Annotated in this window: 9 protein-coding genes; 6 read left to right on the top strand and 3 right to left on the bottom strand. The window is 50.9% G+C overall.

The features are described 5' to 3' along the window. Positions 1–42 precede the first annotated feature (42 nt). Positions 43–1,167: a porin OmpC gene (locus tag N7268_RS17265; RefSeq protein WP_260863829.1), complete on the bottom strand. Its 1,125-nt coding sequence runs from the start codon at positions 1,165–1,167 to the stop codon at positions 43–45. Between the two features lie 740 nt (positions 1,168–1,907). Here N7268_RS17265 and rcsD point away from each other — a divergent pair. After that, a complete protein-coding gene (rcsD, locus tag N7268_RS17260) occupies positions 1,908–4,577 on the top strand; it encodes a phosphotransferase RcsD (RefSeq protein WP_260863828.1) in 2,670 nt (889 codons plus the stop codon). Positions 4,578–4,593: 16 nt separating this feature from the next. After that, positions 4,594–5,244, top strand: coding sequence for a response regulator transcription factor RcsB (gene rcsB / locus N7268_RS17255; protein ID WP_003027592.1), 651 nt, complete (start codon positions 4,594–4,596; stop codon positions 5,242–5,244). A gap of 49 nt (positions 5,245–5,293) precedes the next feature. Here the strand turns inward: rcsB and rcsC are convergent, their stop codons facing one another. Together rcsC and gyrA are read right to left on the bottom strand one after the other, a co-directional pair. After that, positions 5,294–8,140: a two-component system sensor histidine kinase RcsC gene (gene rcsC / locus N7268_RS17250; protein WP_260863827.1), complete on the bottom strand. Its 2,847-nt coding sequence runs from the start codon at positions 8,138–8,140 to the stop codon at positions 5,294–5,296. 121 nt (positions 8,141–8,261) lie between these two features. Next, positions 8,262–10,898 (bottom strand): DNA topoisomerase (ATP-hydrolyzing) subunit A, encoded by a 2,637-nt coding sequence (gene gyrA / locus N7268_RS17245; RefSeq protein WP_260863826.1) that lies wholly within the window; start codon positions 10,896–10,898, stop codon positions 8,262–8,264. Positions 10,899–11,056: 158 nt separating this feature from the next. Between gyrA and ubiG the strand changes: the two genes are divergently transcribed. The 4 genes from ubiG (at position 11,057) to yfaE (ending at position 15,964) form a co-directional block, all read left to right on the top strand. Further along, complete coding sequence (gene ubiG / locus N7268_RS17240; RefSeq protein ID WP_260863825.1) at positions 11,057–11,785, top strand: bifunctional 2-polyprenyl-6-hydroxyphenol methylase/3-demethylubiquinol 3-O-methyltransferase UbiG; 729 nt, start codon at positions 11,057–11,059, stop codon at positions 11,783–11,785. Between the two features lie 396 nt (positions 11,786–12,181). Then, positions 12,182–14,467: a class 1a ribonucleoside-diphosphate reductase subunit alpha gene (nrdA, locus tag N7268_RS17235; protein ID WP_260863824.1), complete on the top strand. Its 2,286-nt coding sequence runs from the start codon at positions 12,182–12,184 to the stop codon at positions 14,465–14,467. Positions 14,468–14,579: 112 nt separating this feature from the next. Then, a complete protein-coding gene (gene nrdB / locus N7268_RS17230) occupies positions 14,580–15,710 on the top strand; it encodes a class Ia ribonucleoside-diphosphate reductase subunit beta (protein ID WP_198903539.1) in 1,131 nt (376 codons plus the stop codon). After that, complete coding sequence (gene yfaE / locus N7268_RS17225; protein WP_198903538.1) at positions 15,710–15,964, top strand: class I ribonucleotide reductase maintenance protein YfaE; 255 nt, start codon at positions 15,710–15,712, stop codon at positions 15,962–15,964. The genes nrdB and yfaE overlap by 1 nt, the downstream gene beginning before the upstream one ends. Positions 15,965–16,039: the final 75 nt, after the last annotated feature.

Below are 16,039 nucleotides of genomic sequence, written 5' to 3'. Positions count from 1 at the left end.
TAAAAAAGGCCCCGAAGGGCCTTTGATAGCGATAAACGCAAATTAGAACTGGTAAACCAGACCCAGTGCTACGATATCATCGGTAGCAATACCGGCACGTTGGGTGAACTCATTGTCATCCAGCAGGTTGATTTTGTAATCAACATAGGTAGACATGTTTTTGTTGAAGTAGTAAGTCGCACCAACATCAACATATTTCACGAGATCCTGATCGCCAAAATTGGTGGTACCATTGCTGATATCTTTACCTTTGGACTGCAGGTAAGCCACAGACGGACGCAGACCGAAGTCGAACTGATACTGAGCAACAACTTCGAAGTTCTGCGCTTTATCAGCAAAACCATAGATGTCATTTGCATTAGTAGATTTAGAATCGCCGAAACGGGTCGCATTATAGGTCTGGGAGTACTGCGCCGCCAGATAGACATTGTTGGCATCATATTTCAGACCGCCAGTGTAAACCGTAGCACGGTCGCCACTACCGTACACGCCAGCAGCGTTCTGGTCTGCAGTACGTTTAGAGGTTGTGATCGCACCACCAATACCGAAGCCAGCACCGAGATCATAAGTCAGAGATCCACCGAAGCCGTCACCGTTCTGTTTCAACGTGCCGCGACCGGTGTCGTTTTCACCGCTTACGCTACCATTTTTACCCTGATACTGCAGAGCAAAATTCAGGCCATCAACCAGACCAAAGAAGTCAGTATTACGGTAGGTTGCGAAACCGTTACCACGCTGCTGCATGAAGTTGTCAGCACCATAAGTATCGCCGCCGAACTCCGGCAGAACGTCGGTCCAGGACGTTACATCATAAGTCACGCCATAGTTACGACCGTAGTCGAAAGAACCTGCATCAGCGAATTTCAGACCCGCAAATGCCACACGCGTCCAGGCGTTGTTCTCAGATTCAGGCGCGTTACCCTGAATCTGATACTCCCACTGGCCGTAACCGGTCAGTTGGTCGTTAACCTGGGTTTCGCCTTTGAAGCCGATACGCATATAGGTCTTGTCACCATCATCACCTTTGTTGTCGGAGAAATAGTGCAGGCCATCGACTTTGCCATACAGGTCTAATTTGTTGCCGTCTTTATTGTAAATTTCAGCCGCATTTGCTGCGCCTGCTACCAGCAGAGCCGGTACCAGGAGGGACAGTACTTTAACTTTCATGTTATTAACCCTCTGTTATATGCCTTTATTGCTTTTTTATGCCACTGCATACTGATTAACGTCCATTAACCAGTCGGCAACTTCATTCTCCGCAAAAACACAGAATAATCCAACACGAATATGATACTAAAACTTTTAAGGTGTTTCATTTATCTACACAGATGTTTCAAAATGTTAATATGAGGGAACTTTTTTAAAATACAAAAATGAGGCAAATAAGCACGAATAGTCAAGATGCATATAATTTTATTTATAAATCAATAAAATACATTAAAAATTCGTATAGCACTGAATGCCAAAACAAAATCTTCACTCGCAACTAAAATAGACCCGCTATCATCATTAACTTTATTTATTACCGTCATTCATTCATGAATGTCTGTTTACCCCTATTTCAACCGAATGCTCTGCGTTCGGTTTTTTTTTACCCTTCTTTACACAAAACTGACTTTTCTGTGCTACCGCGTGAAAACTATAACGACTATTAACTATCTCCACTCGCACTCATCAGATATAAGTCCGGCAAATAATTTCTTGTTATTTAATGCTAAATTTATACATACATCATTTATATTTGTACCTGCTCCCGCGCGCTGTACACATTGACATTGCGATGATGGCGGCGAAACAGCGGGTAAAAAATGCAGTGTGATGGGCGTTGTGTGAGTATGGCAATTCATACATTACCCTTTATACTGCCCCTTCATCATTAGCATCGCTATAACAGGTCATAAACACGAATGAGTCAGTCTGACACAACGGCATCTACCCGATTCTCCCTGCTCCCGGGAAGCATTACCCGTTTCTTCTTATTGCTGATTATTGTTCTGTTAGTGATGATGGGCGTGATGGTCCAGAGTGCAGTCAACACCTGGCTTAAAGATAAAAGCTATCAGATTGTCGATATCACCCATGCTATTCATAAAAGAGTAGATACCTGGCGATACGTGACCTGGCAGATCTATGACAATATTGCCGCCACAACGAATTCACCCGGCGCTGAGGGGCTGCAGGAAACTCGCCTGAAACAAGATATCTACTATCTTGAGAAACCCCGAAGAAAAACCGAAGCGCTGATTTTCGGTTCGCATGATAGCTCCACGCTGGAAATGACCCAGCGTATTTCAACTTACCTTGATACGCTATGGGGTGCAGAGAACGTCCCCTGGTCCATGTACTATCTGAATGGTCAGGACAACAGCCTGATCCTCATCTCGACGCTGCCGCTGAAAGATCTCTCCTCCGGCTTTAAAGAATCCACCATTGGCAACATTGTCGATTCGCGCCGTGCTGAAATGCTGCAGCAGGCCAATGCGCTGGATGAGCGCGAAAGCTTTTCCTCGCTACGCCGTCTGGTCTGGCAAAATGGTCATTACTTTACCCTGCGCACCACGTTTAATCAGCCGGGGCATCTGGCGACGGTAGTCGCATTTGATCTGCCTATTAATGACCTGATCCCACCCGGCATGCCGCTGGACAGTTTCTATCTGGAACCCGACGCCTCCTCGACGGTCGAGCATATTAATGAGAAAGAGTCGCCTGACAGCGTAAACATCAGCTTCAACAACGCGAAAATTGAGATCTCCTCCGCGCTCAACTCAACGGATATGCGGTTGGTCTGGCAGGTACCGTTTGGTTCCTTGCTGCTGGATACGCTGCAAAATATCCTGCTGCCGCTTTTGCTGAATATAATCCTGCTTGCTCTGGCGCTGTTCGGCTATACCACTTTCCGCAACCTCCCTGCCCGTTCGACCGAAGTGGCGCCTAACCTTGCCGCCAATAATGAACTGCGGGTTCTTCGGGCCATCAATGAAGAGATCGTTTCCCTGCTGCCACTGGGTTTGCTGGTACACGACCAGGAAGCAAACCGAACGGTGATCAGCAATAAAATTGCCGACCACCTGCTGCCGCATTTAAATCTGCAAAACATTACCAGTATGGCGGAGCAGCATCAGGGCGTTATTCAAGCCACCATCAATAATGAATTGTACGAAATCAGACTCTTTCGCAGCCAGATTTCACCGCGTACGCAGATCTTTATCATCCGCGACCAGGACAAAGAAGTGCTGGTCAATAAGAAGCTAAAACAAGCGCAGCGACTGTATGAAAAGAATCAGCAGGCTCGCACCGCCTTTATGCAGAATATCGGTAACAGCCTGAAAGAACCCGCCAGAGTTCTGGCCATTAACGCTGCTTCGCTCAATACACCCGACAGCCTGAAACTGGCTAACCAGGCCGACGTGCTGGTGCGTATGGTAGACGAAATCCAGTTAGCCAATATTCTGGAGAGCGATACCTGGAAAAGCGAACAGACGCTGTTTTCCGTTCAATCGTTAATTGACGAAGTGGTGCCAGAGGTTCTGCCGGTTATTAAACGCAAAGGGCTGCAGTTGCTGATTAAAAACCACCTCAGCGCCAATGATGAACGCCGCGGCGACCGCGATGCCCTGCGTCGTATTTTGCTGTTGCTCATTCAATATGCGGTAACCACCACCCAGATAGGTAAAATTACACTTGAAGTTGACCAGGATGATTCAGAGACAGAACGTCTGACCTTGCGTATTCTGGATACCGGCGAAGGCGTAACGCTGAATGAAATTGATAATCTGCACTTTCCGTATATTAATGAAACGCAGAGCGATCGTTATGGCAAAGCCAATCCGCTCACATTTTGGTTGTGCGATCAGTTAGCCCGCAAACTGGGCGGGCATTTAAATATTAAAGCGCGGGAAGAACTTGGAACTCGCTATATAGTCCATGTTAAAATGCCGCCGCATGATCAACATGCTGACATTGAAGAACGCCTGTTGGATGACGTCTGTATTATGGTTGATGTCACCTCCAATGACGTACGTAGCATTGTATTACGTCAGCTGGAAAACTGGGGTGCAACCTGCATCACGCCCGATGAACGGTTGAATAGTCAAGAATATGATCTCTTTTTAACGGATAATCCGTCTAATCTTACTGCCTCGGGCTTGCTTTTAAGCGATGATGAGTCCGGCGTGCGAAAAATTGGCCCTGGTCAGTTGCGCGTCAACTTTAATATGAGCAATGCTATGCAGGAAGCTGTCCTTGAGCTAATAGAAGAGCAGCTGGCGCAGGAAGAGATCCAGGACCTCCCCCTCGGTGGAGATGAAAATGCCGAACTTCATGCCAGCGGTTATTATGCTCTCTTTGTAGACACAGTACCGGATGATGTTAAGAGGTTGTATACTGAGGCAGCAACCAGCGATTTCGCTGCGTTAGCCCAAACGGCCCATCGCCTGAAAGGCGTGTTTGCCATGCTTAATCTGGTACCCGGCAAGCAGTTATGTGAAGCGCTGGAACATCTTATTCAAGAGAAAGATGCTCCAGGTATAGAAAAGTACATCAGCGACATTGACGCCTACGTCAAGAGCTTGCTGTAGCAAGGTAGCCCAATACATGAACACGATGAACGTAATTATTGCCGATGACCATCCGATCGTACTGTTCGGTATTCGTAAGTCACTTGAGCAAATCGAGTGGGTAAATGTTGTCGGCGAATTTGAAGACTCCACTGCACTGATCAACAATTTACCTAAATTAGATGCCCATGTGTTGATTACCGACCTCTCCATGCCGGGGGATAAATACGGTGACGGGATCACGTTAATTAAATACATCAAGCGTCATTTCCCGAGCCTGTCGATCATCGTTCTGACCATGAACAATAACCCGGCTATCCTGAGTGCAGTACTGGATCTCGACATTGAAGGGATCGTGCTTAAGCAAGGTGCGCCAACCGATTTGCCGAAAGCGCTGGCCGCGCTGCAAAAGGGTAAGAAATTCACGCCGGAAAGCGTTTCCCGCCTGCTGGAGAAAATCAGCGCCAGCGGTTACGGTGACAAACGCCTGTCACCTAAAGAGAGTGAAGTTCTGCGCCTGTTTGCCGAAGGTTTCCTGGTGACTGAAATTGCTAAAAAGCTGAACCGCAGTATTAAAACCATCAGCAGCCAGAAAAAGTCCGCCATGATGAAACTCGGCGTGGAGAACGATATCGCCCTGTTGAATTACCTCTCCTCCGTGACGCTGAGCCCGTCAGACAAAGAGTAATTCACAACACATAAAAGAGCCTGATAAGCATTGCGCTATCAGGCTTTTTTTATGCCCGATTTTTTCTGACTCTCTCTGCATAGACCGTCAACGTTTGTTTCAGCACATCTAATGTCACCGGCTTCGACAGGCAGCTATCCATACCTGATTCAAGGCAGCGCTGCTTCTCTTCCGCCAGCGCGTTAGCCGTCACGCCAATAACCGGCAGCGTTAACCCTAACTGACGAATGCGCTGCGTCAGACGATAACCGTCCATATTCGGCATGTTGACGTCGCTCAGTACGATATCAATCGCGTTTTTGCTCAAGACATTAAGAGCGTCTATACCGTCATTGGCGGTTTTGCACTGATACCCTAACGATCCCAGCTGATCGGCCAGCAAACGGCGATTGATAGGATGATCGTCCACCACCAGAATCATCATATCCTCGTTAGAAGAGGCGATTTTATCCGGTGCGGGTAGCGCGTTGGAAAGCTCTTCATTGTCCAGCTCAACACGGTAAATATGCGCCAGTAGCGCGGGCAACTCGTGAGGCGATGCCACGCTATGCACCCATTCGCCGGGCACTCTCTCCAGCGGAATACCAATATGACGGCGGCAGAACACCACGGCCGCACGTCCCTGCCACGCCTGTTCCAGCACGTCATCGACAATCAGAACATCATCCGCATCGGGTTGCTGACCTTCATAACGCTGAACCTTCATACCGGTACGCAACAGGCTGGACTCGATAAAATGATACAGTGAGGCATTGCGCACGGCCAGCCAGCAACGCATACCGGAAAGCCCTTCAACACCTTTTTTAAGCGGATACTGCGCGCCATAAAGAGGAATACGCAGCGTAAACTGGCTCCCCATTCCCGGCTCAGAATCAACGGAAATATCCCCGTCCATCATGCTAATCAGCTTTTCACAGATAGCCAGACCCAGCCCGGTTCCCTGGAAATTGCGCTGTACGCCCGTCCCGACCTGGAAGAAGGGATCAAACAGGCGCACGACTTCTTTGGCCGGAATGCCCACCCCGGTATCGCGCACCCGAATGCTGAGATAATCACCGCTACATTGAACGTGCAGCACAATGCAGCCGGTGTCGGTGAACTTAATCGCATTGCTCAGCAGGTTAGAAATCACCTGCTGCAAGCGCATTGGATCACCGTTTAATGTCACCGGAACATTCGGTTCAATGAAGCAATATAATCCCAGTTGCTTACGAACCACCAACGGCAGATAGTTCGCCGTAATATGGTTCATCACTTCTCTTGGCGAAAACTCACGTGGTTCAATCTTCAGCTGTTCAGACTCGATTTTTGAGAAGTCGAGAATATCGCTAATGATTTTCAACAGCAGGCTGGAGGAATTGTTCATCGCCGTCACCAAGCGATCCACCCCGCCGGGTAATTCTTTGGTTTGCAGCAGATCGAGATTCCCGATAATGCCATACAGCGGTGTGCGTAACTCATGGCTTACCGTTGCAAGGAACATCGATTTAGACTGGCTTGCCTGTTCCGCCGCCTGCGCCATCTCCTGCAGCGACTCTTCCATTTTGACACGCGCGCTCACATCCACCAGAACGCAAATCGCCACGTTTTCATTACGGTAGCGTGAATGTACGAAGCTAATTTGCAAATTGGTATTGTTGCTGGTGAGGACATCGACAAAATTAACCTGTTGGCCGCAGATAATTTGCGTTAGCCGCTGTCTGTCTTCATGCGTCAGCATGTTCAGGTAGGTATGCGCCAGCTCGTTACTCAGAATGTTAATGCCGTCAATGGTGCGCAAAATACAAATGCCGACCGGCGCAGACGCGACGATTTTACGGTTAAATTGCTCGTGCTCTTCCAGTCGCTGCGCATCACTCTCCGCAGGTAGAAAAATACGTCGCTCGTACATCCGCGTCAGCGTGAAGAGCGCTGCGCCCACCAGCACATTCAGCAGGATGGCGTTCAGGATCAGCATACGAACCCGCTCCAGCACCAGATCAACCGGGACGGAGTAAACAATACTGAGTGATGATGGCGGCAGATTTTTCTTCAGCACCAGTTCGCGAAAACCTGGCGTGTAGCCAAACCAGGTCCGCTCTTGCATCCAGCGCGGCTCGGCTTTTATATTGCCTTCGGGACCCGTCAGCGAAATCAGCGCATGGCCGTTTTCATCAAGGATGGTTACGCCCATCGGCAAGTTACCCGGCGTGAAGAAGTTCTCCATGCGAATCGGCTGTTCGACACCCAGTAGTGCCTGCAGACGATTGGCGAGATACACCGGCGTCAACGCGTAAAAATAGCCCACGCCAGGACGCGGCCCCTGGCTTATCCAGAACAGGTTATTGCCGTTCTCTTCCTGTGGCGCATTGCGGTATTTGATGATGCGCTCATGCAGCGCCTTCAGGGCTTCGTCACGTTCGACGGGCATATCACGCAGGCCGAAATTGGCCATACAGAGGTTATCGCTGCCGATCAGAAACACGCGATTCAAATCATAAGCAGCGGAAAAATTGTCGCGCCAGTAGCGCATAAACCACGCCAGTGATTCCAGTGAGCCACGCCAGGCATTCCCCATCACCGCACAGTCGGAATCGGCAAATAGTGGCTCAAAATTGGGCACAACGGTTTTATCATCCCGCGCACGCAAAGACATCACGCCGTTTTCCGCTGTTAAGCGATTTTCAGCAATATATTTGAGTTCTTTTATCACGTCAGACGTGCGCTGAATGTAACGCTGAGCCTGATCGGAGCTGAGGTTAAACTCCTGGTGGATCTCAGACTCTCTCTGGTGCAGAGCATTCACAATGTAGAACACAGACGCTAAAGCAATCAAAAACCAGACCAGTAGCGCCAGCGCTCTGAACAGATAGCGTGAAACTTTTAGGGTTGCATGAACGGAAGCAAGGTATTTCAAAGGGGCGAAGCTCCGCCTCAGGATATCAATAGAGTGTGGTTAAGGTAGCGGTAAATGGCTTTTGCCGCAATGCCAATGAAAAAAGGGCCGGATTTCTCCGGCCCTTTTCATCACACGTTAATTACTCGTCAGCGTCATCCGCCGCATCGTCATCGCTTTCCGCTTCAGGTGCGATATCATCGTCCCCTTCAGCAGCGCTTCCGTCGATAGAATCGAGTTCTTCATCATCTACCGGCTCAGCAACACGTTGCAGACCCACCACGTTTTCATCTTCCGCTGTGCGAATGAGGATCACGCCCTGCGTGTTACGCCCTACCACGCTGATTTCAGACACGCGCGTACGCACCAGCGTACCGGCATCAGTAATCATCATGATCTGGTCGCTATCTTCAACCTGCACCGCGCCGACAACGGAACCGTTGCGCTCGGTCACTTTGATGGAGATAACGCCCTGCGTTGCACGCGACTTGGTCGGATACTCTTCTGCTGCAGTACGCTTACCGTAGCCGTTCTGCGTGACGGTCAGAATGGCACCTTCGCCGCGCGGAATAATCAGAGAAACGACTTTGTCTTCTCCTGCCAGCTTAATACCACGTACACCGGTCGCGGTACGACCCATTGCACGGACGGCATCTTCTTTGAAGCGCACCACTTTACCGGCAGCAGAGAACAGCATGACTTCATCCGTACCGGAGGTCAGGTCAACGCCAATCAGTTCGTCGCCTTCGTTCAGGTTCACCGCAATGATACCGGCAGAACGCGGACGGCTGAACTCGGTCAGCGCCGTTTTCTTCACGGTACCGCTGGCAGTTGCCATAAAGACGTTCACGCCCTCTTCATACTCGCGTACTGGCAGAATAGCGGTAATGCGTTCGTTGGCTTCCAGCGGCAGCAGGTTGACGATTGGACGTCCGCGCGCGCCACGGCTCGCTTCTGGCAGTTGATAGACTTTCATCCAGTACAGACGACCGCGGCTGGAGAAGCAGAGGATCGTGTCATGGGTGTTAGCCACCAGCAGGCGGTCAATAAAATCTTCTTCTTTAATACGTGCCGCTGATTTGCCTTTACCGCCACGACGCTGTGCTTCGTAATCGGTTAACGGCTGATATTTAACGTAGCCCTGATGAGACAAGGTCACGACAACATCTTCCTGGCTGATCAGATCTTCGATGTTGATGTCAGCGCTGTTCGCGGTAATTTCAGTACGGCGTTCGTCACCGAACTGCTCACGAATCAGCTCCATCTCTTCACGGATAACTTCCATCAGGCGATCGGCACTGCCCAGAATGTGCAGCAGTTCAGCGATCTGCTCCAGCAGCTCTTTGTATTCGTCGAGCAGTTTTTCATGCTCAAGGCCGGTCAGTTTCTGCAAACGCAGATCCAGAATCGCCTGGGCTTGCTGTTCAGTCAGGTAGTACTGACCATCACGCACGCCGAACTCAGGTTCCAGCCATTCAGGACGCGCAGCGTCATCACCGGCACGTTCCAGCATCGCGGATACGTTACCCAGATCCCACGAACGCGCAACCAGCGCCGCTTTTGCTTCTGCCGGAGTTGGCGCACGACGGATCAGTTCAATGATCGGATCAATGTTGGCAAGCGCAATCGCCAGCGCTTCAAGGATGTGTGCACGATCGCGGGCTTTACGCAGTTCAAAGATTGTACGGCGTGTCACCACTTCGCGACGGTGACGTACGAAAGCAGCAATGATGTCTTTCAGGTTCATGATCTTCGGCTGGCCATGGTGCAGCGCAACCATGTTGATACCGAAGGACACCTGCAGTTGGGTCTGGGAGTAAAGGTTGTTCAGAACCACTTCCCCGACCGCGTCGCGTTTTACTTCAATCACAATGCGCATACCGTCTTTATCAGACTCGTCACGCAGTGCGCTGATGCCTTCAACGCGTTTGTCTTTTACCAGCTCCGCGATTTTCTCGATCAGGCGCGCTTTGTTCACCTGATACGGAATTTCATGCACGATGATGGTTTCACGACCGGTTTTCGCGTCAGCTTCGACTTCCGCGCGAGCGCGAATGTACACTTTGCCGCGACCAGTACGGTAAGCTTCTTCAATACCACGACGACCGTTAATGATCGCAGCAGTTGGGAAGTCCGGACCTGGGATGTGTTCCATCAGCCCTTCAATGCTGATGTCTTCATCATCAATATAGGCCAGACAGCCGTTAATCACTTCCGTCAGGTTGTGCGGCGGAATATTGGTCGCCATACCTACCGCGATACCGGAGGCACCGTTGACCAGCAGGTTAGGAATTTTGGTCGGCATAACATCTGGAATACGCTCGGTACCGTCGTAGTTATCGACGAAATCAACCGTTTCTTTTTCCAGGTCAGCCATCAGCTCGTGGGCGATTTTCGACATACGGATTTCCGTATAACGCATCGCTGCAGCGGAGTCGCCATCGACAGAACCAAAGTTACCCTGACCATCCACCAGCATGTAACGCAAGGAGAATGGCTGCGCCATACGAACAATGGTGTCGTAAACAGCGGTATCACCATGAGGGTGGTATTTACCGATGACGTCACCAACGACACGGGCAGATTTCTTATAGGCTTTATTCCAGTCGTTGCCCAATACGTTCATGGCGTAAAGTACGCGACGGTGAACCGGCTTCAGGCCATCTCGGACGTCTGGCAGCGCACGGCCAACAATGACCGACATCGCATAATCCAGATAGGAGCTCTTCAGCTCTTCCTCAATGTTGACCGGTGTAATTTCTCTCGCAAGGTCGCTCATCTAACCGCTATCCCTCTACTGTATCCCGGATTCAAAGGTCGCAAATTATAACACACCCGTAAAGATTCCGGTAAATGGATTCCCCCAGAGAGAGGCTTTATTCGTCCCGTCAGGCTGATATACTCGTTTGCATTGCTAATTTAGGAGTAGAACCCCCAATGAATGCCGAAAAACCTCCGGTAACTCACAACGTTGACCATGAAGAAATAGCCAAATTCGAAGCAGTCGCGTCGCGCTGGTGGGATCTCGAGGGTGAATTTAAACCTCTGCACCGCATTAACCCGCTGCGCCTGGGTTACATTTCGGGGCGGTCAGGCGGCCTGTTTGGTAAAAAGGTTCTCGACGTCGGCTGCGGCGGCGGCATTCTGGCGGAGAGCATGGCGCGCGAAGGTGCTACGGTCACCGGTCTGGATATGGGTTTTGAACCGTTGCAGGTGGCAAAACTGCATGCGCTGGAAAGCGGTATTCAGGTTGAGTATGTACAAGAAACCGTGGAAGAACACGCCGCAAAACACGCGCACCAGTACGATGTTGTCACCTGTATGGAGATGCTGGAACACGTCCCGGACCCGGAATCGGTGGTCAGAGCCTGCGCCAGACTGGTCAAACCCGGCGGCGAGGTGTTTTTCTCCACGCTCAACCGTAACGGAAAATCCTGGCTGATGGCCGTGGTCGGGGCTGAATACATTCTGCGCATGGTGCCAAAAGGAACGCATGATGTGAAAAAATTCATTAAGCCTGCGGAGCTGTTAGGTTGGGTAGATCAGACGGTGCTGCAAGAACGTCACATGACCGGTCTGCATTACAACCCGATCACCAACACCTTCAAGCTCGGTCCGGGTGTAGACGTTAACTATATGGTGCATACCCACGCGAAAGCGGAGTAATCGCCCCACCAGGCCGGGTAAAGTGCGCAGCGTCCCCGGCCTGGCAATCCTGAATAGTTACGCCCGGCAATTTTTGCGCCAGATCATAGGAACTTTCTTCGCCTTCGATGAAGAAATCAGCACTCGATCAAATTTTCTATTTTTTTTCTCAATTATTGACATCCTCGCCAGGCCTTGTAAGACGCGCACTTAGCGATTCTTACCCTTTTGCAACCTCAATTTAACCTCAAAATCAACTCTTGTACTGAAAAGAATCCCTACTAGAATACTCACCATATAGCGTCTATTTTATCAAACAACCCCTACATATAGTATTTATCCACAGACTTAGTCACAACATGGCACTGTGGATAATATGGGGGATATTTTTTCTTTCACGGACAGGTAAAAAACCACATGAATCAGAGTCTGCTGGTGACAAAGCGTGATGGTAGTACAGAGCGCATCAATCTCGACAAAATCCACCGAGTTCTGGATTGGGCGGCAGAAGGACTGAATAACGTATCGATTTCTCAGGTCGAGCTGCGCTCACACATTCAGTTTTATGACGGTATCAAGACCTCCGATATTCATGAAACGATCATCAAAGCTGCCGCAGACCTGATCTCCCGCGACGCGCCGGATTATCAGTACCTGGCAGCCCGCCTGGCGATTTTCCACCTGCGCAAAAAAGCCTATGGTGAGTTCGAACCCCCTGCGCTTTACAACCACGTTGTCAAAATGGTTGAGATGGGTAAATACGATAATCATCTGCTGGAAGACTACACGGAAGAAGAGTTCAAGCAGATGGACTCGTTTATCGAACACGATCGCGATATGACCTTCTCATACGCTGCGGTTAAGCAGTTAGAAGGCAAATATCTGGTTCAAAACCGCGTCACCGGTGAGATTTATGAAAGTGCGCAGTTCCTCTACATTCTGGTGGCGGCCTGCCTGTTCTCTAACTATCCGCGTGAAACGCGTCTGCAATACGTAAAACGTTTCTACGACGCCGTTTCTACGTTCAAAATTTCGCTGCCAACGCCGATCATGTCCGGCGTGCGTACCCCGACCCGTCAGTTCAGCTCCTGCGTACTGATCGAGTGCGGCGACAGCCTGGATTCCATCAACGCCACCTCCAGCGCGATTGTGAAATACGTTTCCCAGCGTGCCGGTATCGGTATCAACGCCGGTCGCATTCGTGCTCTGGGTAGCCCGATTCGCGGCGGTGAAGCGTTCCACACGGGTTGTATCCCGTTCTACAAGCACTTCCAGACCGCAGTGAAATCCTGCTCTCAGGGCGGCGTCCGCGGCGGTGCGGCCACCCTGTTCTACCCGATGTGGCATCTGGAAGTTGAAAGCCTGCTGGTGTTGAAAAACAACCGCGGCGTGGAAGGCAACCGCGTGCGCCACATGGACTACGGTGTGCAGATCAACAAACTGATGTACACCCGTCTGCTGAAAGGCGGCGACATCACGCTGTTCAGCCCGTCTGACGTTCCAGGTCTGTACGATGCGTTCTTCGCCGATCAGGATGAGTTCGAGCGCCTGTACGTGCAGTATGAAAACGACGACAGCATCCGCAAACAGCGTGTGAAAGCCGTTGAACTGTTCTCCCTGATGATGCAGGAGCGTGCCTCTACGGGTCGTATCTACATTCAGAACGTGGACCACTGCAACACGCACAGCCCGTTTGATCCGGTTGTCGCGCCAGTGCGCCAGTCCAATCTGTGCCTGGAAATTGCCCTGCCGACCAAACCGCTGACTGACGTTAACGACGAAAACGGTGAGATTGCCCTGTGTACGCTGTCGGCATTTAACCTCGGCGCTATTGAGAGCCTGGACGAACTGGAAGAGCTGGCGGTCCTGGCAGTACGTGCCCTGGATGCGCTGCTGGATTACCAGGATTATCCAATTCCGGCCGCAAAACGCGGTGCAATGGGTCGTCGTACGCTGGGTATTGGCGTGATCAACTATGCCTACTGGCTGGCGAAAAACGGCAAACGTTACTCTGACGGTAGCGCCAATAACCTGACCCACAAAACCTTTGAAGCTATTCAGTACTATCTGCTGAAAGCCTCTAACGAGCTGGCGAAAGAGCAAGGCGCGTGCCCGTGGTTTAACGAAACCACCTATGCAAAAGGTATTCTGCCGATCGATACCTACAAGAAAGATCTGGATGCGATCGTCAGCGAAACGCTGCATTACGACTGGGAACAGCTGCGTGAATCCATTAAGACTCACGGCCTGCGTAACTCCACGCTGTCTGCCCTGATGCCATCCGAGACCTCTTCGCAGATCTCCAACGCGACCAACGGCATCGAGCCACCGCGCGGTTACGTCAGCATCAAAGCGTCGAAGGACGGTATCCTGCGCCAGGTCGTGCCGGACTACGAACACCTGAAAAATGCCTATGAACTGCTGTGGGAAATGCCGAATAATGACGGTTACCTGCAACTGGTCGGCATCATGCAGAAGTTTATCGACCAGTCGATTTCAGCAAACACCAACTACGATCCGTCTCGTTTCCCGTCAGGGAAAGTACCGATGCAGCAGTTGCTGAAAGACTTGCTCACCGCCTACAAATTTGGTGTGAAAACACTGTACTATCAGAACACCCGCGACGGCGCGGAAGATGCACAGGACGATCTGGTGCCGTCCATTCAGGACGATGGCTGCGAAAGCGGCGCATGTAAGATCTGATATTGTGATGCCGGATAAGACGTTAACACCTTATCCGGCGACAAATACATCGGTGTTGTAGGCCGGATACGCCCTGCGCCATCCGGCATTAAACTCCAAACAGGACACATTCATGGCATATACCACATTTTCACAGACGAAAAATGACCAGCTTAAAGAGCCGATGTTCTTCGGCCAACCGGTCAACGTGGCCCGCTACGATCAACAAAAATACGATATCTTCGAAAAACTGATCGAAAAGCAGCTCTCCTTCTTCTGGCGACCGGAAGAAGTTGATGTTTCCCGCGACCGTATCGACTATCAGGCGCTGCCGGAGCATGAAAAACACATCTTCATCAGCAACCTGAAGTACCAGACGCTGCTGGACTCCATTCAGGGACGTAGCCCGAACGTGGCGCTGCTGCCGCTGATTTCGATCCCGGAACTGGAAACCTGGGTAGAAACGTGGGCGTTTTCGGAAACCATCCACTCTCGCTCATACACCCATATCATCCGCAATATCGTTAACGATCCGGCGGTCGTGTTTGACGATATCGTGACTAACGAGCAGATCCAAAAACGTGCGGAAGGCATCTCCAGCTACTACGACGAACTGATCGAGATGACCAGCTACTGGCATCTGCTGGGCGAAGGCACGCATACGGTCAATGGCAAAACGGTTGTCGTGAATCTGCGTGAGCTGAAGAAAAAACTGTATCTGTGCCTGATGAGCGTTAACGCGCTGGAAGCGATCCGTTTCTACGTCAGTTTTGCCTGCTCTTTCGCCTTTGCAGAGCGCGAACTGATGGAAGGCAACGCCAAGATCATTCGCCTGATCGCCCGCGATGAAGCCCTGCACCTGACCGGTACGCAGCATATGCTGAACCTGTTACGCAGCGGCGTAGACGACCCGGAAATGGCGGAGATCGCCGAAGAGTGCAAGCAGGAATGCTACGACCTGTTCGTCCAGGCTGCGCTGCAGGAAAAAGAGTGGGCCGATTACCTGTTCCGTGACGGCTCGATGATTGGTCTGAACAAAGATATTCTCTGCCAGTACGTCGAGTACATCACCAACATCCGTATGCAGGCAGTCGGACTGGATCTGCCATTCCAGACGCGCTCTAACCCGATCCCGTGGATCAACACCTGGCTGGTGTCTGATAACGTTCAGGTTGCCCCGCAGGAAGTGGAAGTGAGTTCGTATCTGGTCGGCCAAATCGATTCTGAAGTCGATACCGACGATCTGAGTAATTTCCAGCTCTGATGGGCCGCATTACCCTGCGCATCTCTGGCGCACAGTTGTTGTGCCAGGATGAACATTCTTCCCTGCTTACCGCGCTCGAATCGCACAATGTTGAGGTCGAATATCAGTGCCGTGAAGGTTACTGCGGCTCCTGTCGTACCCGCCTGCTGGCGGGACAGGTTGACTGGATTGCCGAGCCGTTAGCCTTTATTCAGCCGGGTGAAATATTGCCCTGCTGTTGTCGGGCAAACGGTGATATTGAGATAGAGATGTAGCATTGAACGAACTTCATGCGTGGGGATCCGCACAACATCTCGCAGACGGTTTGAGCTGAATACCGACAGGCATTA

Origin of the sequence: Citrobacter sp. Marseille-Q6884, assembly GCF_945906775.1 — a bacterium.
Taxonomy (GTDB): domain Bacteria; phylum Pseudomonadota; class Gammaproteobacteria; order Enterobacterales; family Enterobacteriaceae; genus Citrobacter.
The sequence above is the reverse complement of the archived record's forward strand: the minus strand, read 5'-3'. Positions and strand labels throughout refer to the sequence as shown.